Source organism: Streptomyces sp. NBC_01006 (genome assembly GCF_045162725.1).
Classification (GTDB): domain Bacteria; phylum Actinomycetota; class Actinomycetes; order Streptomycetales; family Streptomycetaceae; genus Streptomyces.
Genome location: NZ_CP108700.1, coordinates 5992072 through 6018665 on the forward strand (window position 1 = coordinate 5992072; position 26594 = coordinate 6018665).

The following is a 26594-nucleotide window of genomic DNA, read 5'->3' on the forward strand; positions in this document are numbered from 1 at the left end:
CGCGTCAAGTTGAGGGAGGTGGCGGCACCGGACACGGTGCCGGGCCGCCACAGCACGCCGGACTTCCCACACTGTTCGGATTGCCATTCGGATGGCGTAGGAAGTCCACCCTCCGGTTGCTCCACCCTTTCGTCACCCCCCTAGACTGGACATCCAGCAGGTGGCTACACGCTCGAAAGGCGCCCTCGTGTCCATCGGCAACTCCAACTCCCCCGAAGATGAGCGTCCTTCGACCGACGACCGGTCCGAGGACCGCATCATCGAACGCACGGCCGAAGGTCCGTCCATCGGGACGGCCCTGAAGAAGGCCCGGATCGCCGCCGGGCTCACTGTCGACGAGGTCAGTTCCACCACCCGCGTGCGCATCCCGATCGTGCACGCGATCGAAGCTGACGATTTCACGCGGTGCGGCGGCGACGTCTACGCCCGCGGCCACATCCGTACGCTCGCCCGCGCCGTCCACATCGATCCGGAACCCCTGGTCGACGCGTACGACGCGGCCCACGGCGGCCGGCCGGCACCCACGCCCGCCGCGCCGATGTTCGACGCCGAGCGCATCCGTCCCGAGCGGCAGCGGCCCAACTGGACCGCGGCCATGGTCGCCGCCATCGTCGCCGTGATCGGCTTCGTGGGCTTCACCGCCTTCAGCGGCGGCGACGCGAAGGACAAGCGGCCGGTGGCGGACGCCTCCGCCGCCCCGCAGGCGGCGCCCAAGCAGTCGGCCGGGAAGCCGGCCGCCCAGCCGCAGCCCCCGAAGGCCCCCAAGCCGGAGCCCTCGGACAGTGCGATCGCCGCCGCGCCCAAGGACCTCGTCACGGTGGTCCTGACGGCCAACGACGGCGAGAGCTGGATCTCCGCGAAGGACCACAGCGGCCGGCTGCTGTTCGACGGGACGCTGGCCCCCGGCGAGTCCAAGACCTTCACGGACAAGGAGTCCATCGACCTCGTCCTCGGTGACGCCGGGGTCGTGAAGCTCTTCGTGAACGGCAAGGAGATCAAGGACGACTTCCAGCCGGGTCAGGTGGAACGCCTCACATACACCAAGGACGACCCCCGCCAGGGACCGGCCCAGGCGGGCTGATATGGCGCTGAATCCGTGATTCCGGGTCCCCGGGGTGCTGCGCCGCACCCCGGGGATCTTGGTTTACCGGGACTTGGGGCGGGGGTCGGCGTTTGGACAAAGTAGTCTTGAGTCCATGCCCGAACGCCGTACCGTCGCCCTTGTCACTCTTGGCTGCGCCCGTAACGAGGTGGACTCGGAGGAGCTCGCAGGCCGCTTGGCGGCGGATGGCTGGGAGCTCGTCGAGGACGCCGCCGATGCGGACGTTGCCGTCGTCAACACCTGTGGCTTCGTCGAAGCCGCCAAAAAGGACTCCGTAGACGCCCTCCTGGAAGCCAACGATCTCAAGGATCACGGCAAGACCCAGGCCGTCGTCGCCGTCGGCTGTATGGCCGAGCGCTACGGCAAGGAGCTCGCCGAAGCGCTCCCCGAGGCCGACGGCGTGCTCGGCTTCGACGACTACGCCGACATCTCCGACCGCCTCCAGACCATCCTGAACGGCGGCATCCACGCCTCCCACACCCCGCGTGACCGGCGCAAGCTGCTGCCGATCAGCCCCGCGGCCCGCCAGGACGCCGAGGTGGCCCTGCCCGGCCACGCGCAGGAGCCCGCCGAGGCCCCCGCCGACCTGCCGGACGGGGTCGCGCCCGCCTCCGGGCCGCGCGCGCCGCTGCGCCGCCGCCTGGACAAGAGCCCGGTCGCCTCGGTCAAGCTCGCCTCCGGCTGCGACCGGCGCTGCTCCTTCTGCGCCATCCCGTCGTTCCGCGGTTCCTTCATCTCGCGCCGCCCCAGCGATGTGCTGGGCGAGACGCGCTGGCTCGCCGAGCAGGGCGTCAAGGAGATCATGCTGGTCTCCGAGAACAACACCTCGTACGGCAAGGACCTCGGCGACATCCGCCTGCTGGAGACCCTGCTGCCCGAGCTGGCCGGGGTGGACGGCATCGAGCGCGTCCGCGTCAGCTACCTCCAGCCGGCCGAGATGCGGCCCGGCCTGATCGACGTACTGACCTCGACCCCCAAGGTCGTGCCGTACTTCGACCTGTCCTTCCAGCACTCGGCCCCCGACGTGCTGCGCGCCATGCGCCGCTTCGGTGACACCGACCGGTTCCTGGAGCTGCTGGACACCATCCGCACCAAGGCCCCGCAGGCCGGCGTCCGGTCCAACTTCATCGTCGGCTTCCCCGGCGAGAGTGAGTCGGACTTCAAGGAGCTGGAGCGCTTCCTCACCCACGCGCGGCTCGACGCGATCGGCGTCTTCGGCTACTCCGACGAGGACGGCACCGAGGCCGTCACGTACGAGAACAAGCTGGACGAGGAGACGATCGCCGAGCGGCTCGCGCACATGCAGCGGCTCGCCGAGGAGCTCACCTCGCAGCGCGCGGAGGAGCGGATCGGAGAGACCTTGGAGGTACTCGTCGAGTCCGTGGAAGCGGTGGACGAGGACGGTGAGGGCGCCTACGGGCGGGCCGCCCACCAGGCGCCCGAGACCGACGGCCAGGTCGTCTTCACGGACAGCACGGGCCTGGTGCCCGGACGTATCGTGACGGCGAAGGTGGTCGGCACGCTGGGCGTGGACCTGGTGGCCGAGCCCCTGCACCTTGACGAGGAGGCGGCCGGATGACCGGAGTCCCGGCATCTGCGGCGGGCGGGACCGGCCGCCGGCCCGCGCCCGGCGCGAAGCTGGGGGCCGCGGCGGTCAATCAGGCCAGCCTGTGGAACATCGCGAACATCCTGACGATGATCCGGCTCGTCCTGGTGCCGGGATTCGTCCTGCTGCTCCTCGCGGACGGCGGCTATGACCCCGTCTGGCGGGCGTGGGCCTGGGCCGCGTTCGCCGTCGCCATGATCACGGACATCTTCGACGGGCACCTGGCCCGTACGTACAACCTGGTCACGGACTTCGGGAAGATCGCCGACCCCATCGCCGACAAGGCGATCATGGGGTCGGCGTTGATCTGTCTCTCGTGGCTGGGCGACCTGCCCTGGTGGGTGACCGGGGTGATCCTCGGGCGGGAACTCGGGATCACGCTCATGCGTTTCTGGGTCATCCGGTACGGGGTGATTCCCGCCAGCCGGGGCGGCAAGCTCAAGACGCTGGTCCAGGGGACGGCGGTGGGCATGTACGTCCTGGCGCTGACCGGGGCGCTGGCGAGCCTGCGCTTCTGGGTGATGGCGGCCGCCGTCGTGCTGACCGTCGTCACCGGTTTGGATTACATCCGCCAGGCCGTGGTGCTGCGGCGCCAGGGGCTGGAAGCGGAGCGGGCCGCGAGGTGACATACGCGGTGGGGGAATCTCCGGTGGTCGGTGGGGCGTCTTCGGGCGCCGCGGAACCGGCGGGGGAGACCGGGGCCACCGCCGCAGTCGCCGCGGAGGTACTGCGCCTCCTTGCGGAGAGTGACCAGACGCTCGCTGTCGCCGAGTCGCTGACCGGCGGGATGGTGGCCGCGGAGCTCACGGGCATCGCCGGGGCCTCCCGGTCGTTCCGCGGTTCGGTCACGGCGTACGCCACCGAGCTGAAGCACCGGATCCTGGGGGTGGACGCCGGGCTGCTGGCAGCGGAAGGTGCGGTGAACGCGCAGGTCGCGGCCGAGATGGCGGCCGGCGTACGGCGCGTGCTGGGGGCATCGTGGGGGATCGCGACCACCGGAGTGGCCGGTCCTGACCCGCAGGACGGGCAGCCGGTCGGCACCGTTTTCATCGCCGTGGCGGGTCCGGCGGGCAGGAAAACCGTCCCGCTGAGGTTGAACGGCTCCCGCGCGGAAATCCGTAGGGAGAGTGCACGGACAGTGCTCGAACTGCTCTCGAGCGAACTCCGCGAGAATGCGCGGGGGCAGGATACGGAACAGAACGGGGGGATTTGATGTTTGCAGCCCTGAGTGAACACGACATAGCTCCCCGCACGGCCGCGGCGCGAGGCGGTACGGTGGGGCGTGAAGGATGCGGCTACACGGTCAGAGGAGGGAGCCACCGATGATTCTGCTCCGTCGCCTGCTGGGTGACGTGCTGCGTCGGCAGCGCCAGCGCCAGGGCCGTACTCTGCGCGAAGTCTCCTCGTCCGCCCGAGTTTCTCTCGGCTATCTTTCCGAGGTGGAGCGGGGGCAGAAGGAGGCATCCTCCGAGCTGCTCTCCGCGATCTGCGACGCGTTGGACGTACGGATGTCCGAGCTGATGCGCGAGGTCAGCGACGAGCTGTCGCTGGCTGAGCTGGCGCAGTCGGCCGCGGCAAGCGAACCGGTCACGGTGCCGGTCCGCCCGATGCTCAATTCGGTCTCCGTGGCTTCGGTCACGGGCGGGCCGGAGCGGGTGACCATCAAGGCGCCTGCGGAAGCGGTGAATGTCGTAGCCGCGTGAGTTCGATGCGCGAGCTGTGAAGAAATGAGCGTGGCCGGAGCCCCGGCCGGTGCGTGACGCACCGGCCGGGGCTCCGGGCCGTTCTGGGTGCGCCGCCCGGGGGTGTACGGGAGGATGGGGAGTCCGGACGAGTCCGGATCGCGGCCCTGATCCCGGGAGGCAGCCGTGCGGCGGTTACGACGGATACCTCCGGTACTGGGCATACCCCCGGTGGTGGCCCTCGCGGTGGCGATGGGCGCGCTGTGGTGGTGGGCGGTGCTGCGGCTGGCGCTGGCGCCGGGTGAGTCGGGTCCGGTGGAGGGCGCGGTGGCCGTGGGCGGCTGGGGGCTGGGTCTGCTGCCGGTGCACTGCACGCCGGGGCCCGTACGCAGGGCTCGGCGGGCGGCTACCAGGGCATCGACACTCCGCCGTTCGGGCGGAGGATCTGGCCCGTCATGAAGGACGAGGCCTCCGAGGCGAGGTAGAGCACGGCCTGGGCGATGTCCTCGGGCTCGCCGATGCGGCGCAGGGGGGACATCCGTACCATCGCGGCCTCGGTCTGCTCCTGGACCTCGGGGCTGTGCCGGCCGGTCATGGGCGTGCGGATCCAGCCCGGGGCTACGGCGTTGACGCGGATGCCGTGGGGGCCGGCCTCGGTGGCGAGGGTCTTGGTGAGCTGGACGACGGCCGCCTTGGCGGCGCTGTAGCAGAGCAGGCCGGACTGGGCGGCGTCCACGGCGCCGGAGGCCATCGTGACGATCGAGCCGGGACGGCCGGCCGCGATCATGGCGCGGGCGGACTCCTGGCAGGTGCGCAGCACCCCCTTGAAGTTGATGTCCAGGACCCGGTCGAGGTCCTCGTCGGAGGTCTCCAGGACGCTGCTGGTGTGCATGATCCCGGCGATGGCGGCGGTGATGTCGAGCGGTCCGGCGGCGGCGACGGCGGCGCGCAGGGCGGCCCGGTCGGTGACGTCGAGGGGGTGGACGGTGGCGGACCCGCCGGCCTCGGCGACGAGGTCGGCCGTCTCGGCGAGGCCCTGCTCGTCGCGGTCCGCGCAGTGCACGGCGGCGCCCGCCTCGGCGAGGAGGACGGCGGTGGCGCGGCCTATGCCGCTCGCGGCGCCGGTGATCAGGGCGGTCCGGCCGGTGAGGTCGTACGGGGCTCTGGGTGTGGGCATGCCGGGACGGTACGACCGGATCTGACGGAGCGTCAACTAGATGGACGGGCTCGGGCCGGATTGGCAGCGGGGGCACCAGTACGTCGGGCGGTCGTCCTGCGGGGCCTCGCGTACGGGGGTGCCGCAGCGAAGGCAGGGGCGGCGGGCGCGGCCGTACACGAAGAGCTCCTGGCCGCGGCGGCGGCTGCCGGTGGTGTTGCGGATCGCGCGGTCGCCGGTGTTGGCGCGCAGCAGGCGGTGGGCGGCGCCTGCGAGGCGGACGGCGGTGGTCCCGGGGCCGGGGAGGCCGCCGACCGGGGTCCAGGGGGTGACCTGGGCGAGGAAGCAGAGCTCGGACTTGTAGATGTTGCCGATACCGGCCAGGTTGCGCTGGTCGAGCAGGGCCTCGCCGAGCGGGCGCCCGGGGGTGGCGAGGAGGTTGGCGGCGGCCTTCTCCGCGTCCCAGTCGGGGCCGAGGAGGTCGGGGCCCAGGTGGCCGACGGCCCGGTCCTCCTCGGAGGTGCGCAGCAGCTCGACGACGGGGAGGCGGTAGCCGACGGCCGTGTGCGCGGCGGTGCCGAGGACGGCGCGGATCTCGTACGCGGGGCCGCCGTGCCAGCTCTCCTGCGCGGCGAAGACCCGCCAGGCGCCCTCCATGCCGAGGTGGGTGTGGAGGGTGAGGCCGCCCTCGAAGCGGGCGAGGAGGTGTTTGCCGCGCGGGGTGACGTCCAGGGTGGTGCGGCCGGTGAGGTCGGCGGTGGCGAAGCGGGGGACGCGCAGGTCGCTGCGGGTCAGCTCGTGGCCGGCCAGGGCGGCGTGCAGCCGGGCCGCGGCGCGCCAGACGCTGTCTCCTTCGGGCATGGCGCCATTGTCGCCCCGCGGCGCCGGGACGGCCGGAGCCCCCGCCGCGCCGTGGCGCGGGCGGGGGCCCGGTCGTAGGGAAGGGAAGGGAAGGGCTTACTTCCAGAAGAGGCCCTTGCCGTTGCTCAGCGAGTTGTACGGGTCGCCCCAGTACTCGGCGCCGGCGACCTTGGTCTGGGCTGAGGGCGCCAGGGCGATCGCGCAGCTGGTCTGCGTCTGGCCGTTGGTGAAGCCCTTCGGCAGCGTCTCGTCCTTGCACTTCTCGAACTTGCCGATGACGGAGACGCCCTGGGCTTCCGTGCCGTCCGGGAGCGTGCCCTTCATGTGGCCCACGGAGGCGAACGAGAGGTCGACGGTGCCGACGTTCTTGACCGAGTAGCGGATGTAGTAGGGGATCATCCCCTTGACCTTGTCGCCCAGCTTGAGGGCGTCCAGGTCGGCCGGCTGACCCTGCTCGACGGCGGTGACGGTGAGGGCGATGGTGCCGCCCTTGGTGTTGCCGTAGCTGAACGGCACCGTCGCCGTCTCGCCGATCTTGAAGGTCTGGCCGGGCTTCGCCGCGCCTGCCGCGCCCGCGGGAGCGTCGCCGCCGCCGGTGGAGGGGCTGGCCGGGGTGCTGGGCTGCGCGGAGTCGTATCCGCCCGAGCTCGACTGGGCGGCCGGCGTGCTCGGCTGCGCGGGTGCGACCTCTTCGTTGCCGCTCTTACAGCCGGTGAGGGTCAGGGTTCCGGCAACCGCCAGACCGATGACGCCCGTTGTCGCCCGCCGCATGGTGTTGGTGCTCATTTTTCTGGTCCCCCATGAGTGTGTTTTTTGACGTGGCATCGTCACGCTTGATGCCTGCGGTGATCTTGATAGTCGAGAAAAGGCCGGGGGCGCCACTGGAGAGGGGGTTCGTGACGTGCTCAAGACATAAGTGGAACGTAAGCGCGATGGTCGAGACCGGAATGCCGGATTCAGTCGCCGGATTCAGTCGCCGGATTCACGAGCGCAGGCGCAGGCCCCGCGGGGTGGCATGGAAGCCGGCGGCCTCCAGGGCCGGGCCCAGCGGGGAGGTCAACGCCGGGGCGGCGTTGATGCGTTCCACCGTGAGCGCCGGGAGCGTGCCGATCCGGGAGGCCGCCGCCAGGGCAGCGGTCGCCGCCGCGAGCCGGGGGTCCTCCGCGGGGGGCCAGGCCAGCAGCGTCTTGCCGCCCCGCTCCAGGTACAGGACGAGCTCGCCGTCGACCAGGACCACCAGCGAGCCCGCCTTGCGGCCCGGCTTGTGCGTGGCCCCGGCCGGGGGCTCCGGCCAGGGCAGGGCCGCCCCGTACGCGTTCGCCGGGTCGGCGGCCGCCAGGACCACCGCCGCCAGCGGGGGCGGGTTGCGCTCGGCCGACCGCAGCCGGTCCACCGCGCCGTCCATCGCGAACTGGGCCGCGCCCAGACCCTCCACCACATAGCCGCGGCGGGCCTGCCCGCTGTCCTCGAAGGCCGACAGGACCCGGTACACCGCGCTGAAGCCGCCCTCCACGCCCTCGGCGGCCACCGCACCCCGCGTGACCACCCCGTGCCGGTCCAGCAGGGTCCGGGCCAGCGCGTGCGCCCGGTGGGTGGGGTCGGGGGCCCGGGTGGGCAGCAGCGACCAGCGGCCGGAGACCGTGGGCGGACCCGGGCGGGACACCTGCGCGCTGAGCGTCCCGTACCGGCCGCGCGGGACGGTGCGCCGGGCCCGGTGGGCGGTGGCGCCCGCCGTACGGCCCGAGCCGAGCAGGGAGCGCAGCGGGGAGAGCGTGTCGTTGGTGAGCCGGCCCGACCAGGCCAGGTCCCAGACGGCCTCGGACAGTTCGAGGTCGGTGGCCTCGGACCACTTCGCGCGCACGGATTCCGCGAGCTGGCGGAAGAACAGCCCGTACCCGCCGGACAGGGTGTCGAGGATCGACTGGTGAAGGGGCGTCAGCTCCAGCGGGTGCGGCGCGGGCAGCAGCAGCGGGGCCGCGTCCGCCAGGTACAGCGAGACCCAGCCGTCCTTGCCCGGCAGGGCCCCCGCGCCCGCCCAGACCACCTCCCCGGTGGTGGTGAGCTCGTCCAACAGGGTCGGGGAGTACCCCGAGACCCGGGAGGGGAGGATCAGCCGCTCCAGCGCCGAGGCGGGCACCGGGGCGCCCTGGAGCTGCTCGATCGCCCGGGCCAGGCCGTCGATGCCGCGCAGGGCCCCGCCCAGGTGCTGCCACTGCGGCAGGAAGGTGGCCAGGGAGGTCGGCGGGACCGGCTCCAGCTCCTGGCGCAGCGCCGCCAGCGAGCGGCGCCGCAGCCTGCGCAGCACGGCCGCGTCGCACCACTCCTGGCCGATGCCGGCCGGGTGGAACTCGCCCTGCACCACCCGGCCCGCCGCCGCGAGCCGGTGCAGGGCGCCCTCGGTCACGGCCGCGCCCAGGCCGAAGCGGGCGGCGACGGTGGCCGTGGTGAACGGCCCGTGGGTGCGGGCGTACCGGGCCAGGAGGTCGCCGAGCGGGTCCTTGACCGGCTCGGTGAACGCCTCCGGGACCCCGACCGGCAGCGCCGTGCCCAGCGCGTCGCGCAGCCGGCCCGCGTCCTCGATCGCCGCCCAGTGGTCCGCGCCGCCGATCCGGACCGCGATCGCCCGGCGGGCCCGGGCCAGGGCCCGCGGCCAGGCCGGGTCGGCGCCGCGCTCGGCCAGTTCGGCCGTGGTCAGCGGGCCGAGCAGCCGCAGCAGGTCGGCGACGGACTCGGCGTCCTTGGCCCGCCGGTCCTCCGTCAGCCACTGGAGCTCCCGCTCCAGCTCCTCCAGTACCTCGGCGTCGAGCAGTTCGCGCAGCTCGGCCTGGCCCAGCAGCTCCGCCAGCAGGCGGGAGTCCAGCGAGAGCGCGGCCGCCCTCCGCTCGGCGAGCGGCGAGTCCCCCTCGTACAGGAACTGGGCGACGTACCCGAAGAGCAGCGACCGGGCGAAGGGGGACGGCTCGGGGGTGGTGACCTCGACCAGGCGGACCCGGCGCGCCTCGATGTCCCCCATCAGCTCGGTCAGACCCGGCACGTCGAAGACGTCCTGGAGGCACTCCCGTACGGCCTCCAGCACGATCGGGAACGAACCGAACTCCGAGGCCACCTGGAGCAGCTGGGAGGCCCGCTGACGCTGCTGCCACAACGGGGTCCGCTTGCCCGGACTGCGGCGCGGCAGCAGCAGGGCGCGCGCCGCGCACTCGCGGAACCGGGAGGCGAACAGGGCGGAGCCGCCGACCTGGTCGGTGACGATCTGGTTGATCTCGCCGTGGTCGAAGGCGACGTCCGCGGCGCCCAGAGGGGCCTGTTCGTCGTCGAACTCGAAGGCGTGGGAGGCAGCAGGGTCGTGGTCGAGCAGGTCCATGGAGAGCAGGTCCGCGTCGGGTAGCCGGAGCACGATCCCGTCGTCCGCGTGCATGACCTGCGCGTCCATGCCGTACTTCTCGGCGAGGCGGGCGCCGAGGGCGAGCGCCCAGGGGGCGTGCACCTGGGCGCCGAAGGGGGAGTGGACCACGACCCGCCAGTCGCCCAGCTCGTCGCGGAACCGCTCGACCACGATGGTCCGGTCGTCCGGAACGTGCCCGCACGCCTCGCGCTGCTCCGCGAGGTACGCGAGGACGTTCTCCGCGGCCCAGGCGTCGAGGCCGGCCGCCACCAGGCGCAGCCGGGCGTCCTCCTCGGCCAGCCCGCCCAGCTCGCGCAGGAACGCGCCGACCGCCCGGCCCAGTTCGAGGGGGCGGCCCAGCTGGTCGCCCTTCCAGAACGGCAGCCGGCCCGGGACTCCGGGGGCGGGGGAGACCAGGACCCGGTCGCGGGTGATGTCCTCGATCCGCCAGGAGGTGGTGCCCAGCGTGAACACGTCCCCCACGCGGGACTCGTAGACCATCTCCTCGTCGAGTTCGCCGACCCGGCCGCCGCCCTTCTTGGGGTCGGCGCCCGCGAGGAACACCCCGAAGAGGCCGCGGTCGGGGATGGTGCCGCCGGAGGTGACCGCCAGGCGCTGCGCGCCGGGCCGGCCCGTGATCGTCCCCGCCACCCGGTCCCAGACGACCCGCGGCCTGAGCTCCGCGAACGCGTCGGACGGATACCGGCCCGCCAGCATGTCCAGCACCGCGGTGAACGCCGACTCCGGCAGCGCGGCGAACGGCGCCGCCCGCCGCACCAGCGCCAGCAGGTCGTCCAGCTGCCAGGTGTCCATCGCGGTCATCGCGACCAGCTGCTGCGCGAGCACGTCCAGCGGGTTCGACGGGATGCGCAGCGACTCGATCGACCCGGTGCGCATCCGCTCGGTGACCACGGCCGCCTGGACCAGGTCCCCGCGGTACTTGGGGAACACCACCCCCGTGGAGACCGCGCCCACCTGGTGCCCGGCCCGGCCCACGCGCTGGAGCCCGGAGGCCACCGAGGGCGGGGACTCCACCTGCACCACCAGGTCCACCGCGCCCATGTCGATGCCCAGTTCCAGACTGGAGGTGGCGACCACCGCGGGCAGCCGGCCCGCCTTCAGGTCCTCCTCCACCAGTGCCCGCTGCTCCTTGGAGACCGAGCCGTGGTGCGCCCGCGCCAGCAGCGGCGGGGCGCCCTGGGCGGCCCCCGACTGGGCCATGATCTCCGCCGGGGGCGAGCCGTCGGGCAGCTTCTCGCCCATGGCGCGCTCGTACGCGATCTCGTTCAGCCGGTTGCACAGCCGCTCGGCGAGGCGGCGGGAGTTGGCGAACACGATCGTGGAGCGGTGGGCCTGGACCAGATCCGCGATGCGCTCCTCCACATGGGGCCAGATCGAGGGCTTGTCCCCGCCTTCCCGTCCCTCGGTGGCCGGCGAGCCTCCCAACTCGCCCATGTCCTGCACCGGGACGACCACCGACAGGTCGAACTCCTTGGCCGAGGGCGGCTGGACGATCTCGACCTTGCCGCGCGGCGCGAGGTACCGGGCCACCTCGTCCACCGGCCGGACCGTCGCCGACAGCCCGATCCGGCGGGCCGGGCGGGGCAGCAGCTCGTCCAGCCGCTCCAGGGACAGGGCCAGGTGCGCGCCGCGCTTGGTCCCCGCGACCGCGTGCACCTCGTCCAGGATCACCGTCTCGATCCCGGCCAGGGCGTCGCGCGTCGCCGAAGTCAGCATCAGGAACAGCGACTCGGGCGTGGTGATCAGGATGTCCGGCGGCCGGGTGGCCAGCGCCCGCCGCTCCGCCGGAGGAGTGTCCCCGGAGCGGATCCCGACCCGGATCTCCGGCTCGGGCAGGCCCAGGCGGACCGACTCCTGGCGGATCCCGGTCAGCGGACTGCGCAGGTTCCGCTCCACGTCGACGGCGAGGGCCTTCAGCGGGGACACGTACAGCACCCGGCAGCGCTTCTTCGGCTCGGCCGGCGGCGGGCTGGAGGCCAGCTGGTCGAGGGCGGCGAGGAAGGCGGCCAGGGTCTTGCCGGAGCCGGTCGGCGCCACGACGAGCACGTCGGAGCCCTCCCGGATGGCCCGCCAGGCGCCCTCCTGCGCGGAGGTGGGCGAGACGAAGGCCCCCGTGAACCAGGAGCGGGTCGCGGGGGAGAACGCATCGAGCGCGGAGCCGGCCATGCCCCCATCCTGCACCCGGGTACTGACAACGGCCCGGACCTGGGCGAACACCGGGACCGGGCGGGACGCCGGATCGGACGGGGCGCAGAATGGGGGAATGGCTGACGTGGCCGGCGGGGCGGTCGAGCGGGAGTGGGCCCGGCACTGGCAGTACGCGGAACTGCCCGGCCTGGACCTCCTGCGCGCCCACTACGTACGCCACACCTTCCCGCGCCACACCCACGACGGGTACGTCATCGCGGCCGTCACCGGCGGCATCGAGGAGGTCGGCCTGCCGAGCGGCACCGTGCGGGCCGGGCCGGGCAGCGTGGTCCTGATCAACCCCGAGGTGCCGCACACCGCGCGCGCCGGGGTCCCGGAGGGCTGGGCGTACGCCACGCTCTACCCCTCCCGGGAGCTGATCGCCGAGGTGGCCGCGGAGATCGCCGGCCTGCGCGGGACCCCCGGCTTCACCGCCGACTCGGTCGCCGATCCGCAGACCTCGTACGTGATCACCGAGGTGCACCGGGCCGCCGAGGAAGGGAACGCGCTGGCCGCCGACACGCTGCTGCGCGGTGCGGTCGCGCGGATGCTGACCCGGCACGCCGGGCCGCTGCCCGCCCGTACGGTCCGCAGCGCCGGCGCGGCGGGCGCCGCGGCGGCCCGGGCGCTGCTCCAGGAGCGGATGGCGGAGCCGCCGTCGCTGGAACAGCTCGCCGCGGAACTGGGGACCAGCCCGTTCGCCCTGCTGCGGGCCTTCCGGGAGCGGTACGGGATGCCGCCGCACACCTGGCTGACGGACGCCCGGGTCCGGCGGGCCCGGGCGCTGCTGGACGCGGGCAAGCCGCCCGCGGAGGCGGCCGTCGCCGTCGGCTTCACCGACCAGCCCCACCTGAACCGCCACTTCACCCGCATCGTGGGCGTCCCGCCGGGCGCCTACCGCCGCGGGCGGTCGGGCGGTCTGCCCCCGGCCGGGGGCTGAGCCCGCCCCCTGCGTGCAAGAACGTACAAGACCCGGTCGGGCCGGGCTGCGTACGGTCGGGGCGTGGCAGAACGACAGATGGTGAGGAACGAGACCCCCGGCGGGGTCGCGGAGCGGCCGCGCGCAGCCGTCGTACGGGACGCGCTCGGGGTCGGGGTGGCCGTCGGGCTGTCCGGGTTCGCGTTCGGGGTGACCGCCGCCGGGGCCGGGATCAGCGTGCTCCAGGCCTGCGTGCTGAGCCTGCTGGTGTTCACCGGGGCCTCGCAGTTCGCGCTGGTCGGAGCGCTGGCCGCGGGCGGGAACCCGTTCACCGCGGCCGCCGGGGCCTTCTTCCTCGGCACGCGGAACGCCTTCTACGGGCTGCGGCTGTCGCAGCTGCTCGCCGTGCCCGGGGCCGTGCGGCCGCTCGCCGCCCACTGGGTGATCGACGAGACCACCGCCGTGGCGCTGGCCCAGCCCGACCGCAGGTCGGCTCGGCTCGGCTTCACCGTGACCGGGCTGAGCCTGTACGTCCTGTGGAACCTCACCACCCTGCTCGGCGCCCTCGGCGCCGAGGCCCTCGGGGACACCGCCGCGTGGGGGCTGGACGCCGCCGGACCGGCCGTCTTCCTGGCCCTGCTCGCGCCGATGCTGAAGACCGCCACCGAGCGGGCCGTCGCCGCGCTCGCCCTCGTCCTCGGGCTGGGCCTGCTGCCCGTACTGCCCGCCGGGCTGCCGGTGCTGGTGGCCGCCCTCGCCGCCCCCGCGATCCTCTGGCTGAAGGGACGCCGCTCGTGAACGTCTGGATCGCCATCGCGCTCACCGTCGTCGGCTGCTACGCCGTCAAGCTCGCCGGGCTGCTCGTGCCCGCCGGGGTACTGGAGCGGCCGGCGGTGCGCCGGCTCGCCGCGCTGCTGCCGGTCGCGCTGCTCGCGGCGCTCACCGCCCAGCAGACCTTCAGCACCGGGCACGAGCTCGTGCTCGACGCCCGCGCCGCCGGGCTGGCCGCCGCCGGGATCGCCCTGCTGCTGCGGGCGCCGTTCCTGCTCGTGGTCGCCGCCGCGGTGGTCGTCACCGCGGGAGTGCGGGCCCTGGGAGGTTAGGCCCGCCTAGGGGGTCGCCGGTCAGGGGGCGGCCGTACGCGCGCAGGGTCAGCAGGGCCTCCAGGGTGGCGATCGGGCGCCGCTCCAGCGAGCTGCCCGGCGCCCACGCGAGGCGCCGCACCGGCCAGCCCCCGTCCTGCTGCTGTCCGGCGGCCAGGAAGTCCAGCGAGCGCCTCAGCTCCTCGTCGGTGAACCAGCCGCGCGCCAGCGATTCCGGCCGCCGGGCGACGTCGTGCGGGAACAGCTGCTCGCCCGGCGCGCAGCCGGGGTACGGCGGGTACTCCCGGCGCCGGCGCGGGTCGAGTACGACCAGCCGCTGCTCGCGTACGAGCCGCCCCAGCCGGTCCGCGGCCGCCACCGCCCGCGCCCGGTCGGGGGCGCCGTCGAGGAAGGCCACCGCGCTCTGGACCTCGTACGGGCCCGTACGGCGCAGGTTCTCGACCCGCTCCCAGCAGAAGTCCGTGGCCCGGAACAGCCAGGCGTGCCAGATCCGGTTGCGGTGCAGTACGCCGACCACCGGGCCCGTGGTCAGCAGCTCGCCCGGCGGATCGTCGTACACCGGGTGGTACGGGGCCCCGGGATAGCCGCGCGGCGCCGGGAGGACCACCGGAAGCGCGCCGTCCGCGGTGGAGACCCGGGTCAGGTGGCGGCAGAGCCGCTCGATCCGCTGCCCGGCGCAGCGGCCCAGGCTGTCCAGGACCCGCAGCGCGTGCGCGGTGTGCAGCGGATGGCTGAGCGGGCCGCGCAGATCCGGATCGAGGGCGTGACCGTAGCCGCCGTCGGCGTTGAGGTACGAGCCGAGGGCGGTGTCCACCGCGTCGGCGTCCCCGCCGAGGAAGTGGAAGGCGAACCGCCGCTGCTCCAGGACCCGGGCCGTGAGCCAGAAGAACTGCTCGGCGCGGGCCAGCGGGGTCGGTGGGGTCAGCGAGGAAGCGTCGTCTCCAGGCATGCGTGACACCGTAGGGCGCGCTGCCGCGCGGGTGGGAGGCGAACGACGCCGGTGCACTCTCCCGGGGCGGGATACTGGGGGCATGCGGTTGACGATTTTCTGGGAGCGGATGGCCGAGCACTTCGGCGCGGGCTACGCGGACTCCTTCGCGCGGGACCACGTCATGACGGAGCTCGGCGGACGCACCGTCCACCAGGCGCTGGACGCGGGCTGGGAGGCCAAGGACGTGTGGCGCGCGGTGTGTTCGGCGATGGACGTGCCCGCCTCGCTGCGCTGACGCCGGAGGCCGTTTCCGCGTACGCGGGACGGGTGGGACAGACTGGTCGGCGTGGCAGCCACCGATGAGACGACCGTGACGACGACCGAGACGACGACCGACACCGCCGAGGCGGCCGATCCGGCCGATCCGGCCGAGCCCGCCGGGTCCGCGGCGCCTCCCGGCGGCGCAGCCGCGGCAGCGGCGGGGCCCGGGGCCCGGATGCCGCGCTGGCTGCCGCGCGCCGTCGTCCTCGTACTCGCCCTCATCGCCTGCTTCCAGCTCGGCAGCTGGGCCTTCCACCAGCTGACCGGGCTGCTCGTCAACATCCTGATCGCGTTCTTCCTCGCGCTCGCGGTCGAACCCGCCGTGTCCCGGATGGCGGCCCGCGGCATGCGCCGCGGGCTCGCCACCTTCCTGGTGTTCCTGGGCGTGTTCGTCGCCGGCGCGGGCTTCGTCGTACTGCTCGGATCGATGCTCGCCGAGCAGATCGTCGACATGGTGGGGGGCTTCCCGGGCTACCTCGACTCGGTGATCGGCGCGGTCAACACCACCTTCCACACCAAGCTGTCCCGGCTCGCGATCCAGGACAGCCTGCTGCACTCCGACTGGCTCCAGAAGTACGTCCAGAACAGTGCGACCGGTGTGCTCGACGTGTCCGCCACCGTGCTCGGCGGCCTCTTCCGGCTGCTGACGGTCGGGCTCTTCTCGTTCTACTTCGCCGCCGACGGGCCGCGGCTGCGGCGCGCGCTGTGCTCCGTACTGCCCCCTGCGAAGCAGTCGGAGGTGCTGCGCGCCTGGGAGATCGCCGTCGCCAAGACGGGCGGCTACCTGTACTCGCGCGGACTGATGGCCCTGGTCTCCGGCATCGCCCACTACATCGTCTTCGTGGTGCTCGACGTGCCGTACGCGCCGGCGCTCGCGGTGTGGGTGGGGCTGGTCTCCCAGTTCATCCCCACCATCGGCACCTACCTGGCGGGCGCGCTGCCGATGCTGATCGCCTTCCCGGGCTCGCCCTGGTACGCGCTGTACGTGCTCGGATTCGTGGTGGTCTACCAGCAGTTCGAGAACTACGTGCTGCAGCCGAAGCTGACGTCGAAGACGGTCGACATCCACCCGGCGGTGGCCTTCGGGTCCGTCATCGCGGGCACGGCCCTGCTGGGCGCGGTCGGGGCGCTCATCGCGATCCCGGCCGTCGCCACGCTGCAGGCGTTCCTCGGTGCGTACGTGAAGCGGTACGAGCTGACCGAGCGGGCGGCCGGGGACTCGGCTACCGCGTCTGCCCGGGCTGTTCCCCGGCCTCGGCGACGAAGGCTGCCAGGGCCTCGGTGACGGTCGCCTCGACGGCGGCCTTGTCCACGCCGAGGCCGCTGAGCACGCCGTCGCCGTTCTCGAGTTCGAGGAGGGCGAGCAGGATGTGCTCGGTGCCCACGTAGTTGTGGCCCAGGCGCAGCGCCTCGCGGAAGGTGAGCTCCAGGGCCTTCTTGGCGCCGGCGTCGAAGGGGATGAGGTCCGGGACCGCGGCCGCGGGCTCGGGCAGGGCGGCGGTCGCGGCGGCGCGTACGGCCTCGGCGGAGACGTCCTGCGCGCGCAGGGCGAGCGCGGCGAGGCCCTCGTCCTCGGCCAGCAGGCCGAGGACCAGGTGCTCGGTGCGGATCTCGGCGCCGCCGGCCGCGCGCGCCGCGCTCTGCGAGGTCACCACGACGTTGCGGGCCCGGGGGGTGAACCGGGCGAAGCCCTGGTTCGGGTCGAGGTCGTTGGCGTCGCCCTTGTCGGTCTTGGGGACGAAGCGCTTCTGGGCGGCCTGGCGGGTGACGCCCATGCTGCGGCCGATGTCGGTCCAGGAGGCGCCGGAGCGGCGGGCCTGGTCGACGAAGTGGCCGATGAGGTGGTCGGCGACGTCACCGAGGTGCTCGGCGGCGACGACGGCGCCGCTGAGCTGCTCCAGGGAGTCGGTGTGGACCTTCTTGATGGCCTCGATCAGGTCGTCGAGGCGTACCGGATTGGTCATGCGAACGGGTTCCACCGAAGGGTTCGTCATAGGTGCAACCCTAGGTTGACAGTCAGAAGGGTGTCAACCCTGGGTTGTCAGTCGGGTGCCCGGCGAGCCCGCTTGACAGGGAAATCGAACATCCATTCTGATGAGTTATCCACAGCCGAAACGGGCGTGGAAGCGCATTGTCAGTGGCAGGCGTTAGCGTCAATGGCGTGAAGCGATCGACTCAAGCAAACCGGGTGGAACCCATGGCAGGCACCGACCGCGAGAAGGCTCTCGACGCCGCGCTCGCACAGATTGAACGGCAATTCGGCAAGGGTGCGGTCATGCGCCTCGGCGACAAGCCGAACGACCCCATCGAGGTCATCCCCACCGGGTCGACCGCGCTGGACATCGCCCTCGGCGTCGGCGGGCTGCCCCGCGGCCGTGTGATCGAGGTGTACGGCCCCGAGTCCTCCGGCAAGACGACCCTGACCCTGCACGCCGTGGCCAACGCGCAGAAGGCCGGCGGCACCGTCGCCTTCGTGGACGCCGAGCACGCGCTCGACCCCGAGTACGCGAAGGCCCTCGGCGTCGACACCGACAACCTCATCCTGTCTCAGCCGGACACCGGCGAGCAGGCGCTGGAGATCGTGGACATGCTGGTCCGCTCCGGTGCCCTCGACCTGATCGTCATCGACTCCGTCGCCGCGCTCGTGCCGCGCGCGGAGATCGAGGGCGAGATGGGCGACTCGCACGTGGGTCTCCAGGCCCGACTGATGAGCCAGGCGCTCCGGAAGATCACCGGTGCGCTCAACCAGTCCAAGACCACCGCGATCTTCATCAACCAGCTCCGCGAGAAGATCGGTGTGATGTTCGGCTCGCCGGAGACCACCACCGGTGGCCGCGCGCTGAAGTTCTACGCCTCCGTGCGCCTCGACATCCGCCGCATCGAGACCCTCAAGGACGGCACCGACGCGGTCGGCAACCGTACGCGCGTCAAGGTCGTCAAGAACAAGGTCGCGCCGCCGTTCAAGCAGGCCGAGTTCGACATCCTCTACGGCCAGGGCATCAGCCGCGAGGGCGGCCTGATCGACATGGGCGTGGAGCACGGCTTCGTGCGCAAGGCCGGCGCCTGGTACACGTACGAGGGCGACCAGCTCGGTCAGGGCAAGGAGAACGCCCGCAACTTCCTGAAGGACAACCCCGACCTCGCCAACGAGATCGAGCGGAAGATCAAGGAGAAGCTGGGCGTGGGCGTGCGCAAGGACGCCGCCGCAGAGGCTGCCGCGGGTGCGCCTGCCGCCGAGGCCGCGGCCGTGCCCGCCCCCGCGTCGAAGGCCAAGACGACGGCCAAGGCCGCCGTCGCCAAGAGCTGACCCGTGCGGGAGCAGGAAAGGGGCGGTGGGAGCGGCGGCCGGGAGGCCCGTCGCGAAGGCGGCCGGGAAGGTCGTCGCGAGGGTGACCGCGAAGGTCGTCGTGACGGCGGCCGGGAAGGTCGTCAGGAACTGCCGCCCCAGAGTCCCGAGGAGCAGGCGCGGGCGATCTGCCTGCGCCTGCTCACCGGGATGCCGCGCACCCGGCGGCAGCTCGCGGACGCCCTGGACAAGCGGGGCATCCCCGAGGAGGTGTCACAGGAGGTCCTCTCCCGGTTCGAGGAGGTCGGCCTGATCGACGACGCCGCGTTCGCCGGGGCCTGGGTCGAGTCCCGGCACCGCGGCCGGGGCCTCGCCCGCCGGGCGCTCGCGCAGGAGCTGCGCACCAAGGGGGTGCACGCCACCCTCGTCCAGGAGGCCCTGGAACAGCTGGACTCCGACCAGGAGGAGCAGACCGCCCGGGAGCTCGTGGAGCGCAAGCTCCGCGCCACCCGGGGCCTGGAGCGGGACAAGCGGATCCGGCGCCTCGCCGGGATGCTCGCCCGCAAGGGCTACCCGGAAGGCATGGCCCTGCGGGTGGTCCGGCGCGCCCTGGAACAAGAGGGCGCCGAGAGCACGGACGCGGACGACGACGGCCTGGGGTACTCGGGGTTCTGAGGTTCCGGCCTCCGCACCGCACCGCACCGCAGGGCCGGGGCAAGGGCCGGGGCAGGGCCCTGGTGTCCCGGCCCGGGGGGTAGGGATAGCCCCCGGGCCGAGACGCCAGGGCGCTTCACTGCCAACCGCCGGGCCCGGCGGCAGAGTTGACCGCATGATGCTGCGTTACGCCCTCCAGACCGTCAGGGACCGCAAGGCCGGCTTCCTCGGCGCCTTCGTCGCACTGCTGTGTGCGGCCGCCCTCATCACCGCCTGCGGCACGCTCCTGGAAACCGGACTCCGCGGAAAGATCGCCACCGAGCGCTACGCGGCCACCCCGGTCGTCGTCTCCGCCGACCAGAACGTGCACGAGACCACGGTCAAGGTGAAGAAGGGCGATCCGCAGAAGGTCAAGACGAAGCACAAGGCCAAGCCCGTCGCCGAACGGGCCTGGCTCCCCGCCGCCACCGTGGACACGGTCCGGTCCGTGCCGGGCGTCGAGCGGGCCGTGCCGGAGCTCGGCTTCCGGGCCGTCCCGCTGGTCAAGGCCCCCGGCGGCGCGAAACCCTCGTACGGGCATGCCTGGACCTCCGCCGTGCTCACCCCCTTCACGCTCGCCGAGGGCCGCGCCCCCCAGGGCGGCGGCGAGGTCGTCATCGACCGCGAACTGGCCGCCCGCGCAGGGCTGAAGCCCGGCGCCCCGCTCACCGTGCAGGCCACCGGCGAGCCGAAGACGTACACCGTGAGCGGCATCGCGCAGACCGCCCGCGGCGACCTCGCCCGGCAGAACGCGCTTTTCTTCGGCGACGCCGAGGCGCAGAGGCTGGCCGCCCGCGACGGACAGGTCACCGCCATCGGGGTACTCCCGGCGCCCGGGACCGACCCCGGCGAGCTGGCCGGGCGGCTCCGGCAGGCACTCGCAGGTACCGCCGAGGGCGCGGGCGCGCAGGTCGCCGTGGGCGACGCACGCGGGCCCGTGGAGTTCCTCGACGCGGCCGGCGCACGCATCAAGCTGGTCTCCATGGGCGGGGCCATGGGCGGCACCTCGCTGCTCGTCGCGATCCTCGTCGTCGTCGGCACCTTCGCCCTCTCCGTCCAGCAGCGCTACCGCGAGCTGGCCCTGCTGCGGGCCATCGCCGCCACGCCCAGGCAGCTGCGCCGCATGATCGGCCGCGAGGCACTGGTCGTGGGCCTGGCCGCCGGTGTCGCGGGTGCGCTCACCGGACTCCCACTCGCCGCCTGGCTGCACGGCCGGTTCGTCGAGAGCGGGGTCGTCCCCGCCAACCTGGAGCGCACCGCCGGGATCTTCCCGATGTTCGCCGCCGTCGGCGCGAGCCTGCTCGGAGCCTGGGCCGCGGCCCGGATCACCGGACGGCGGATCGCCCGGATCCGCCCGGCCGAGGCGCTCGCCGAAGCCGCCGTGGAGAGGGGGCGGCCCGCGTGGACCCGGATCGCGATCGGGGTGCTGCTGCTGGCCGGCGGCGTGGTGCTGGTCGCCGTACTCAGTGCACTGCGCACCGAGCCGGCGTCGACCCCGGTGACCTTCCTCGCGGTCGTCGTGTTCGCCGCGGCGGTCTCGCTGCTCGGCCCGCTGCTGGTCCGGGGCGCCACCGCGCTGCTCGCCGGGCCACTGCGGCTGGCCGGCCCGGGCGGGCACCTGGCCACCGCGAACCTGCGCGGCAACGCCACCCGGATGGCCTCCGCCGTCACCCCGCTCGCGCTGCTGATCGGCATGACCTGCACCGTCCTGTTCATCACACCGACGCTGGGCAACGCCGCCCGGGCGCAGGCCCGTGACGGGGTCCGGGCCGGCTGGGTGTTGGCCGCGCAGGGTCCGGGTGTCACCGGCGGCGCCGCGGAGCGGATCCGCCGGACTCCCGGGGTCACGGCGGCCACCGAGATCGTGCAGACGTCCGTACGGGTGGGGCTGACGAAGTACGGCGCGCAGGGGGTCACCCCGGCCGGGCTGACCCGGACCTGGGACCCGGGTGTGACGATCGGGAGCCTGGACGGCTTCGGCGAGAAGAGCGTGGCGGTCAGCGAACTGGCCGCCGATCAGCTGGGGCTGAAGCCCGGCAGCCCGCTCCGGCTGGCGCTGGGCGACGGGACCCCGGTCACCCTGACCGTCTCGGCCGTGTACGCGCGGGGGCTGGGCTTCGGTGACCTGACGCTGCCGCACGATCTCGTCGCGGCGCACGTGGACAACCCGCTGGCGAGCAGCGTGCTGGTGGCGGCGGAGCCGGGGACCGGGCGGGAGCAGCTGGCCGCGGCGGTCGGCGCTTTCCCGGGCGTCGGGGTGCTGTCGGCGCGGGACGCGGACGCGGTGCGGGCGCAGCGGCAGCAGGCGGGTGCCGAGATCAACCTGCTGGCGATGGGGCTGGTGCTGGCCTTCACCGCGATCGCGGTGGTCAACACGCTGGCGATGTCCACGTCGGAGCGGCTGCGGGAGTTCGCGATGCTGAGGCTGGCGGGGGCGAAGCGGCGCCAGGTGCTGCGGATGCTGCGGGCGGAGGCGCTGGCGGTGGTGCTGATCGGGGCGGTACTGGGGTCGGGGATCGCGCTGGCCGTGCTGACCGCGTTCAGCGTGGGGATGACGGGGGCTGCGGCCCCGGCGGTGCTGCCGGTGGTGTACGTGGGGGTGGTGGGTGTGGCGGGGCTGCTGGCGCTGGCCGCGACCGCCCTGCCGGGCAGGGTTGCGCTTCGGGTGCCGCCGGTCGAGGTGGCCACGTCGCGGTAGCGGCCCGCCGCCGTTCGTGGCCCGGGGCCCCGCCGCCGAAGCGGTGGGGCCCCGGGCCCGTTCCTCAAGCGCCGGACGGGCTCACGGGGAGACCGGCGGACTTCCAGGCCTGGAAGCCGCCCGTCAGGTCCGTGGCTCTGTGGAGGCCCAGGGCGTGGAGGGAGGCTGCTGCCAGGGTGGAGGCGTAGCCCTCGTTGCAGATCACCACCACATGCAGGTCGTGCGAGGTGGCTTCGGGGGCGCGGTGGGAGCCCTGGGGGTCCAGGCGCCACTCCAGCTCGTTGCGCTCGACCACCAGCGCGCCCGGGATCAGGCCGTCCCGCTCGCGCAGCGCCTGGTAGCGGATGTCCACCAGCAGCGCGTCGCCCGCGCGGAACGCCGCGTACGCCTGCGCCGGCTCGACCCGCGCGTACGTCGACCGGACCCGTTCCAGCAGGTCGTCGATGCCGATCGGGGCGCTCACTGCCAGTCCGCCGGGCGCTCGACCTGCTCCAGCGTGAGCACCTGTCCGGTGCGGCTGAAGCGGCGGATCAGGGGCAGCGGCGGATAGTACGCGTGCACCGATACCGCGTGCTCCGCCTCCGACTCGTTGAGCACCTCGTGGACGTGGTGCTCCCCGAAGGCCCGGCCCGTCCCGGCCCCCAGGCTGCGGCTGCGGTCCAGGTCCGGGGCGAGTTCCAGGCTCCGCCAGCCCTCCGAGGGGAGCCGGACCGCCAGGGAGTGCTCCCTCAGGTGGCCCCGGGCGGTGGCGAACGCGCCCTGAGACTCGGCGTGGTCGTGCCAGCCGGTGCCGGTGCCCGGCGGCCAGCCGATCACCCAGGCCTCGCTGCCGCCCGGCCCGTCGAGGCGGATCCAGGTCCGGCCCTCGGGGTCGAGGGGGAGGGAGTCGATGACCGCCGGGTCGGCGGCGGTGCGCAGGGCGAAGTCGAGGAGTTCCGCCGCCGTCACCGTACGAGCGGCGGCGCTTACGGGGGCGTGCGGAGGTGCGAGGGGCGCAGCGGATGCACTGGGGGCAAGGGTCGCAGACATGGGGGCGTGACCGTCCTGGGGGTTCGCGAAAGTGCGCGCGGAGCGCGCGGAGGAAGGCGAATCAGCAGGAAGGGCGACACACGCAGCCCGCGTAGCGGAGCAGGTCCATATGGACCCTCCGCCACAGGCGTACGTCATTGCCGGTCATGTTCGCGAGTGAAGCACGCGGACCGGAGACCGGTCAATCGATCACGGCTGGATGTGTCGGTGTCGTAGGCGTCGTCGAGGAAGGGTCGAGCGCGGCGCGAGCGCCTTCGGGCGCCCCCCACCGGACCGTGTCCGCCGCCTCGTACAGCTCCGCGGGCCGCACGCCGGCGAACGTCGCCGCCAGGTGCCCGTCCGGCCTGACCAGCAGGACGGTGTGGGCCGGCGCCCCCGGGTAGCCGTCCGCGACCAGCAGTTCGGTACGGACCGGCAGGGCGCTCACCGCCGCCGCGAGCCGCGGCATCAGACCGGCGCCCAGCCAGTGCCGCCGGTCCCACACCCCGGTCCCGGGGGCGACCAGGACCACGAGCAGCCGGCCCCGCCCCAGCAGGTCGCGCAGCGGCACCGTCGAACCGTCGGGCGCGGTGACGGGAACGTTGGCGACCTGACCGCCCGGCTCCGTGTCGGTGGGCACCTCGCGTACGGCCACGGGAGGGGCGTACGTCGGCGCCGCACCCAGTGGTCCCCGCCCCAAGTGGCCGTCGGTCAGCAGCAGTTCACCGGAGCGGGTGGCGCCGGGCAGGTACGTCCGCAGCCCGCCGCCACCGCGCAGTCCGGGCATCGCCTGGTCGGCGGCGCGCAGCCGGGCCGCGACCGCCGTGCGGCGCTCGCCCTCGTAGCTGTCGAGGAGGGCCTCGGAAGCGCCCTGGTGCCAGGCCAGGGACAGCTTCCAGGCGAGGTTCTCGGCGTCCCGCAGCCCCTCGTCGACCCCCTGCGTGCCGAGCGCGCCCAGCAGGTGGGCGGCGTCCCCGGCGAGGAAGGCGCGCCGGTCGCGCCAGCGCCGGGCCAGCCGGTGGTGCAGGGTGTGCACCCCGGTGTCGAGGAGCTCGTAAGGGGGTGTCGTGCCCCCGCACCACGCGGCCAGGGTGTCCCGGATCAGGGTGACGAGCGCGTCGGGCGTGACCAGCTCCCCGCGGCCCGGGAGCAGCCAGTCCATCCGCCACACCCCGTCGGGCAGCGGCCGGGCGGTGGTCTCGTGCGGCGGGTCGCGGTGCAGCAGGGCCTCGCCGGGCCAGGGGAGTTCGGTGCGCAGCGCGGCCACGGCGTGCCGCTCGACCGCGGTGCGGCCCGGGAAGCGGATGCCGAGCAGCTTGCGCACGGTGGAGCGGGCCCCGTCGCAGCCGACCAGGTAACTCCCGCGCCACCACGTGGTCTCGGCGCCCCGGGTGTGCGCGGTGACCCCGTCGTCGTCCTGTTCCAGGGAGTCCAGCTTGCTGTCGGTGACCAGCTGGATCAGCGGATGTGCGGCCGCGGCGTCGCGCAGCCCGCGCGTGAGGGCGTGCTGCGGCAGGTGCAGGGGCGCCTGGCGGTCCTCGAAGGTGATGCGCCGGGCGTCGTCGGCCCGGCTGCGGCGCCGCACGGTGCGCCATGCGGCGAACAGTGCCCCCTCGTCGCGCAGCGTGGCACAGCCCAGCCGGTGGACCATGGCCGAGGTGTCCTCGTGCAGGACGACCGTACGGGCAGGTCGGGGCAGGTCCTTGCCGGGTCCCTCGTCGAGCACGACGCTGGGCACGCCCGAGCCGGCCAGGGCCAGCGCCAGGGACAGTCCGACGGGCCCCGCGCCGACGACGATCACCGGGTCCATGATGCGGCTCCCGATGTCCGGTATGTGATCACAGAACGTATGCAACCCACTGGAGGTGCCTGCGTCAAGTGACACCCGGCCCCGCCAACGCCGTGTGGTGCGGCGGATGAGTTCCGCCGCACCACAGGTGTCACGCCAGTGTACTGACCGGGTGTCAGGACTCCGCTGTCGGGGAGCCGTGTCCGCCGGGTGTCGGACCGGGGGTCAGGGAGCCTCGCCCACGCCGGCGGCTCCGCCCGCGTCGACCTCGGCCACGTCCCCGGCGACGACCGCGCCGGTGCCCTTCTTCGACTTCCGCAGGCGTCCTTCGAGCCAGGAGGCGAAGGTGGTGAGCGCGAAGTTCACCACGATGTAGATCAGTGCGATCACGACGAGGGTCGGGATGGTGTTGCTGTAGTTCGCCGAGATCTGCCGGTTCATCGACAGCAGCTCGGCCAGACCCAGTACCGCACCGCCGATCGCGGTGTCCTTGAGGATCACCACGAGCTGGCTGACCAGCGCGGGCAGCATGGCGGTGACGGCCTGCGGGATCAGGACGTACGCCATGATCTGGCCCTTGCGCATGCCGATCGCCTTGGCCGCGTCGGTCTGGCCGCGGGGCAGCGACTTGATGCCGGCGACGACGATCTCGGCGATGACCGCGGAGTTGTACAGGACCAGGCCGGTGACCACCGCGTACAGCGGCCGCAGCTCGGAGCTGACGGCGCTGTAGCGCACGTACAGCGCGGAGCCGAACAGCATCAGCATCAGCACGGGGATCGCACGGAAGAACTCGACCCAGGCGCCCACGGGGATGCGTATCCACCTGTGGTCGGAGAGTCTGCCGATGCCGAGGAGCGCGCCCAGCGGAAGCGCGATGACCACGGCGATGAGCCCGGCCTTCAGCGTCTCGCCGAGTCCCGGCAGCAGGTACGTCGTCCAGACCTGGTCGTCGGTGACGAACGGGCTCCACTTGTCGGCGTCGAGCTGGCCCTTGTCGGCCATGGCGCCGAGCACCCACCACAGGACCAGTCCGACCACCACGACGAAGACGGCCGTGTAGATCCAGTTGCGTGCCCTGGCCTTGGGGCCGGGGGTGTCGTACAGCACGGAGCTCATCGCTTCACCGCCACTCGCTTGGCCACCCAGCCCAGGAGCAGGCCGGTGGGCAGGGTCAGCACGACGAAGCCGAGGGCGAAGATCCCGAAGACCGCGAAGAGTGCGTCCGCCTCGTTCTCGATCATTTCCTTCATCAGCAGGGCCGCTTCGGCCACGCCGATGGCCGCCGCCACCGTGGTGTTCTTGGTGAGGGCGATCAGTACGTTGGTGAGCGGCGCGATGACCGCCCGGAAGGCCTGGGGGAGCACGATCATGGTGAGCACCTGGAAGAAGCTCAGGCCCAGCGCGCGGGCTGCTTCGGCCTGGCCCACGGGCACCGTGTTGATGCCCGAGCGGATCGCCTCACAGACGAAGGTGCCGGTGTAGGCGATGAAGCCGAGGACCGCGAGCCGGAACCCGATCTCCTTGAACGTGCCGCCGCCGAGCGTGACGCCGAGGGTCTGGTTCAGACCCAGCGAGCAGCCGATGATCAAGACGGTCAGCGGGATGTTGCGCACGATGTCGACGTACGCCGTGCCGAAGGCCCGCATCAGCGGGACCGGGCTGACCCGCATCCCGGCCAGGACGGTGCCCCAGACCAGTGATCCGGCCGCCGAGTAGAGGGTGAGCTGAACCGTCACCCAGAAGGCTCCGAGCACGTCGTACTGCCCGGAATCAAGAAAGTCGAACACGTTGCCCTGCGCTCTCCCCAGGATGGCCGGTGAGAGGGGCCGCCGCCCGTGGCAGG

The 26594-nt window shown here is 73.2% G+C and carries 26 protein-coding genes; 14 read left to right on the forward strand and 12 right to left on the reverse strand.

The features are described from left to right. Positions 1–187: 187 nt before the first annotated feature. The 6 genes from OG509_RS27525 (at position 188) to OG509_RS27550 (ending at position 4849) form a co-directional block, all read left to right on the forward strand. Positions 188–1081 (forward strand): helix-turn-helix domain-containing protein, encoded by an 894-nt coding sequence (locus OG509_RS27525; RefSeq protein WP_406185193.1) that lies wholly within the window; start codon positions 188–190, stop codon positions 1079–1081. A 115-nt stretch (positions 1082–1196) separates the two neighbouring features. Next, positions 1197–2681 (forward strand): 30S ribosomal protein S12 methylthiotransferase RimO, encoded by a 1485-nt coding sequence (gene rimO, locus OG509_RS27530; RefSeq protein ID WP_406185194.1) that lies wholly within the window; start codon positions 1197–1199, stop codon positions 2679–2681. Further along, on the forward strand, positions 2678–3334 hold the full coding sequence (gene pgsA, locus OG509_RS27535; RefSeq protein WP_406185195.1) for a CDP-diacylglycerol--glycerol-3-phosphate 3-phosphatidyltransferase: 657 nt from the start codon (positions 2678–2680) through the stop codon (positions 3332–3334). The genes rimO and pgsA overlap by 4 nt, the downstream gene beginning before the upstream one ends. Positions 3335–3435: 101 nt before the next feature. Further along, on the forward strand, positions 3436–3921 hold the full coding sequence (locus tag OG509_RS27540) for a CinA family protein (protein WP_385591570.1): 486 nt from the start codon (positions 3436–3438) through the stop codon (positions 3919–3921). A 109-nt stretch (positions 3922–4030) separates the two neighbouring features. Next, positions 4031–4411, forward strand: a complete 381-nt coding sequence (locus tag OG509_RS27545; protein WP_048477521.1) for a helix-turn-helix domain-containing protein — start codon at positions 4031–4033, stop codon at positions 4409–4411. A gap of 231 nt (positions 4412–4642) precedes the next feature. Further along, complete coding sequence (locus tag OG509_RS27550) at positions 4643–4849, forward strand: hypothetical protein (RefSeq protein WP_385588717.1); 207 nt, start codon at positions 4643–4645, stop codon at positions 4847–4849. On the opposite strand, the gene OG509_RS27555 is transcribed toward OG509_RS27550, so the two are convergent. The 4 genes from OG509_RS27555 to OG509_RS27570 form a co-directional block, all read right to left on the reverse strand. Then, positions 4797–5567: an SDR family NAD(P)-dependent oxidoreductase gene (locus OG509_RS27555; RefSeq protein WP_406185196.1), complete on the reverse strand. Its 771-nt coding sequence runs from the start codon at positions 5565–5567 to the stop codon at positions 4797–4799. The two genes, OG509_RS27550 and OG509_RS27555, sit on opposite strands and share 53 nt — an antisense overlap. Before the next feature lie 36 nt (positions 5568–5603). Beyond that, the gene (locus OG509_RS27560; protein ID WP_406185197.1) at positions 5604–6407 is read right to left on the reverse strand and encodes an Fpg/Nei family DNA glycosylase; all 804 of its coding nucleotides are present in this window, start codon (positions 6405–6407) and stop codon (positions 5604–5606) included. A gap of 96 nt (positions 6408–6503) precedes the next feature. Continuing rightward, complete coding sequence (locus OG509_RS27565; protein ID WP_406185198.1) at positions 6504–7193, reverse strand: hypothetical protein; 690 nt, start codon at positions 7191–7193, stop codon at positions 6504–6506. Positions 7194–7389: 196 nt separating this feature from the next. Further along, the gene (locus tag OG509_RS27570; RefSeq protein WP_406185199.1) at positions 7390–11979 is read right to left on the reverse strand and encodes an ATP-dependent helicase; all 4590 of its coding nucleotides are present in this window, start codon (positions 11977–11979) and stop codon (positions 7390–7392) included. A gap of 97 nt (positions 11980–12076) precedes the next feature. Between OG509_RS27570 and OG509_RS27575 the strand changes: the two genes are divergently transcribed. The 3 genes from OG509_RS27575 to OG509_RS27585 all read left to right on the forward strand — a co-directional run bounded on the left by OG509_RS27575 (position 12077) and on the right by OG509_RS27585 (position 14022). After that, a complete protein-coding gene (locus OG509_RS27575; RefSeq protein WP_406185201.1) occupies positions 12077–12940 on the forward strand; it encodes an AraC family transcriptional regulator in 864 nt (287 codons plus the stop codon). A 78-nt stretch (positions 12941–13018) separates the two neighbouring features. Beyond that, complete coding sequence (locus OG509_RS27580) at positions 13019–13717, forward strand: AzlC family ABC transporter permease (protein ID WP_385588719.1); 699 nt, start codon at positions 13019–13021, stop codon at positions 13715–13717. Further along, a complete protein-coding gene (locus OG509_RS27585; RefSeq protein ID WP_406185203.1) occupies positions 13714–14022 on the forward strand; it encodes an AzlD domain-containing protein in 309 nt (102 codons plus the stop codon). Before OG509_RS27580 ends, OG509_RS27585 begins: the two co-directional genes overlap by 4 nt. Here the strand turns inward: OG509_RS27585 and OG509_RS27590 are convergent. Continuing rightward, complete coding sequence (locus tag OG509_RS27590) at positions 13991–14971, reverse strand: hypothetical protein (protein ID WP_406185204.1); 981 nt, start codon at positions 14969–14971, stop codon at positions 13991–13993. The two genes, OG509_RS27585 and OG509_RS27590, sit on opposite strands and share 32 nt — an antisense overlap. Positions 14972–15053: 82 nt before the next feature. Between OG509_RS27590 and OG509_RS27595 the strand changes: the two genes are divergently transcribed. Further along, positions 15054–15248, forward strand: coding sequence for a DUF3046 domain-containing protein (locus OG509_RS27595; protein ID WP_030154244.1), 195 nt, complete (start codon positions 15054–15056; stop codon positions 15246–15248). Positions 15249–15449: 201 nt separating this feature from the next. Continuing rightward, positions 15450–16559 (forward strand): AI-2E family transporter, encoded by a 1110-nt coding sequence (locus tag OG509_RS27600; RefSeq protein WP_406187702.1) that lies wholly within the window; start codon positions 15450–15452, stop codon positions 16557–16559. Here OG509_RS27600 and OG509_RS27605 read toward each other — a convergent pair. Next, a complete protein-coding gene (locus OG509_RS27605; RefSeq protein ID WP_406185205.1) occupies positions 16498–17268 on the reverse strand; it encodes a Clp protease N-terminal domain-containing protein in 771 nt (256 codons plus the stop codon). The two genes, OG509_RS27600 and OG509_RS27605, sit on opposite strands and share 62 nt — an antisense overlap. A gap of 203 nt (positions 17269–17471) precedes the next feature. Here OG509_RS27605 and recA point away from each other — a divergent pair, with 203 nt between their 5' ends. The 3 genes from recA (at position 17472) to OG509_RS27620 (ending at position 21951) form a co-directional block, all read left to right on the forward strand. Beyond that, positions 17472–18581 carry a recombinase RecA gene (recA, locus tag OG509_RS27610; RefSeq protein ID WP_182508529.1) on the forward strand — a complete coding sequence of 370 codons (1110 nt, stop codon included), beginning with the start codon at positions 17472–17474 and terminating at the stop codon, positions 18579–18581. A 3-nt stretch (positions 18582–18584) separates the two neighbouring features. Next, complete coding sequence (recX, locus tag OG509_RS27615; RefSeq protein WP_406185208.1) at positions 18585–19235, forward strand: recombination regulator RecX; 651 nt, start codon at positions 18585–18587, stop codon at positions 19233–19235. Between the two features lie 154 nt (positions 19236–19389). Beyond that, on the forward strand, positions 19390–21951 hold the full coding sequence (locus OG509_RS27620; protein ID WP_406185210.1) for an FtsX-like permease family protein: 2562 nt from the start codon (positions 19390–19392) through the stop codon (positions 21949–21951). 64 nt (positions 21952–22015) lie between these two features. Here OG509_RS27620 and OG509_RS27625 read toward each other — a convergent pair whose 3' ends face one another. The 6 genes from OG509_RS27625 to OG509_RS27650 all read right to left on the reverse strand — a co-directional run bounded on the left by OG509_RS27625 (position 22016) and on the right by OG509_RS27650 (position 26538). After that, positions 22016–22414: a rhodanese-like domain-containing protein gene (locus OG509_RS27625; RefSeq protein ID WP_406185212.1), complete on the reverse strand. Its 399-nt coding sequence runs from the start codon at positions 22412–22414 to the stop codon at positions 22016–22018. Beyond that, positions 22411–22980 (reverse strand): cysteine dioxygenase, encoded by a 570-nt coding sequence (locus OG509_RS27630; protein ID WP_406185214.1) that lies wholly within the window; start codon positions 22978–22980, stop codon positions 22411–22413. Before OG509_RS27630 ends, OG509_RS27625 begins: the two co-directional genes overlap by 4 nt. Positions 22981–23041: 61 nt before the next feature. Then, entirely contained in the window at positions 23042–23128 is an 87-nt protein-coding gene (locus OG509_RS27635; protein WP_311318651.1) for a putative leader peptide, read from the reverse strand. Between the two features lie 33 nt (positions 23129–23161). Further along, a complete protein-coding gene (locus tag OG509_RS27640; RefSeq protein ID WP_406185215.1) occupies positions 23162–24769 on the reverse strand; it encodes an FAD-dependent monooxygenase in 1608 nt (535 codons plus the stop codon). A 204-nt stretch (positions 24770–24973) separates the two neighbouring features. After that, positions 24974–25867 carry an amino acid ABC transporter permease gene (locus tag OG509_RS27645; protein WP_406185216.1) on the reverse strand — a complete coding sequence of 298 codons (894 nt, stop codon included), beginning with the start codon at positions 25865–25867 and terminating at the stop codon, positions 24974–24976. Continuing rightward, the gene (locus OG509_RS27650) at positions 25864–26538 is read right to left on the reverse strand and encodes an amino acid ABC transporter permease (RefSeq protein ID WP_385588649.1); all 675 of its coding nucleotides are present in this window, start codon (positions 26536–26538) and stop codon (positions 25864–25866) included. The genes OG509_RS27645 and OG509_RS27650 overlap by 4 nt, the downstream gene beginning before the upstream one ends. Between the last annotated feature and the right edge of the window lie 56 nt (positions 26539–26594).

Coding starts and splice junctions, on each gene's coding strand:
- pgsA (WP_406185195.1), top strand. CDS start 2,678: ATGACCGGAGTCCCGGCATCTGCGGCGGGCGGGACCGGCCGCCGGCCC.
- OG509_RS27565 (WP_406185198.1), bottom strand. CDS start 7,193: ATGAGCACCAACACCATGCGGCGGGCGACAACGGGCGTCATCGGTCTG.
- OG509_RS27560 (WP_406185197.1), bottom strand. CDS start 6,407: ATGCCCGAAGGAGACAGCGTCTGGCGCGCCGCGGCCCGGCTGCACGCC.
- OG509_RS27555 (WP_406185196.1), bottom strand. CDS start 5,567: ATGCCCACACCCAGAGCCCCGTACGACCTCACCGGCCGGACCGCCCTG.
- OG509_RS27580 (WP_385588719.1), top strand. CDS start 13,019: ATGGTGAGGAACGAGACCCCCGGCGGGGTCGCGGAGCGGCCGCGCGCA.
- OG509_RS27590 (WP_406185204.1), bottom strand. CDS start 14,971: ATGCCTGGAGACGACGCTTCCTCGCTGACCCCACCGACCCCGCTGGCC.
- OG509_RS27640 (WP_406185215.1), bottom strand. CDS start 24,769: ATGGACCCGGTGATCGTCGTCGGCGCGGGGCCCGTCGGACTGTCCCTG.
- OG509_RS27620 (WP_406185210.1), top strand. CDS start 19,390: ATGATGCTGCGTTACGCCCTCCAGACCGTCAGGGACCGCAAGGCCGGC.
- OG509_RS27570 (WP_406185199.1), bottom strand. CDS start 11,979: ATGGCCGGCTCCGCGCTCGATGCGTTCTCCCCCGCGACCCGCTCCTGG.
- OG509_RS27595 (WP_030154244.1), top strand. CDS start 15,054: ATGCGGTTGACGATTTTCTGGGAGCGGATGGCCGAGCACTTCGGCGCG.
- OG509_RS27550 (WP_385588717.1), top strand. CDS start 4,643: ATGGGCGCGCTGTGGTGGTGGGCGGTGCTGCGGCTGGCGCTGGCGCCG.
- OG509_RS27635 (WP_311318651.1), bottom strand. CDS start 23,128: ATGACCGGCAATGACGTACGCCTGTGGCGGAGGGTCCATATGGACCTG.
- rimO (WP_406185194.1), top strand. CDS start 1,197: ATGCCCGAACGCCGTACCGTCGCCCTTGTCACTCTTGGCTGCGCCCGT.
- OG509_RS27645 (WP_406185216.1), bottom strand. CDS start 25,867: ATGAGCTCCGTGCTGTACGACACCCCCGGCCCCAAGGCCAGGGCACGC.
- OG509_RS27545 (WP_048477521.1), top strand. CDS start 4,031: ATGATTCTGCTCCGTCGCCTGCTGGGTGACGTGCTGCGTCGGCAGCGC.
- OG509_RS27600 (WP_406187702.1), top strand. CDS start 15,450: ATGCCGCGCTGGCTGCCGCGCGCCGTCGTCCTCGTACTCGCCCTCATC.
- OG509_RS27605 (WP_406185205.1), bottom strand. CDS start 17,268: ATGACGAACCCTTCGGTGGAACCCGTTCGCATGACCAATCCGGTACGC.
- OG509_RS27630 (WP_406185214.1), bottom strand. CDS start 22,980: ATGTCTGCGACCCTTGCCCCCAGTGCATCCGCTGCGCCCCTCGCACCT.
- OG509_RS27575 (WP_406185201.1), top strand. CDS start 12,077: ATGGCTGACGTGGCCGGCGGGGCGGTCGAGCGGGAGTGGGCCCGGCAC.
- recA (WP_182508529.1), top strand. CDS start 17,472: ATGGCAGGCACCGACCGCGAGAAGGCTCTCGACGCCGCGCTCGCACAG.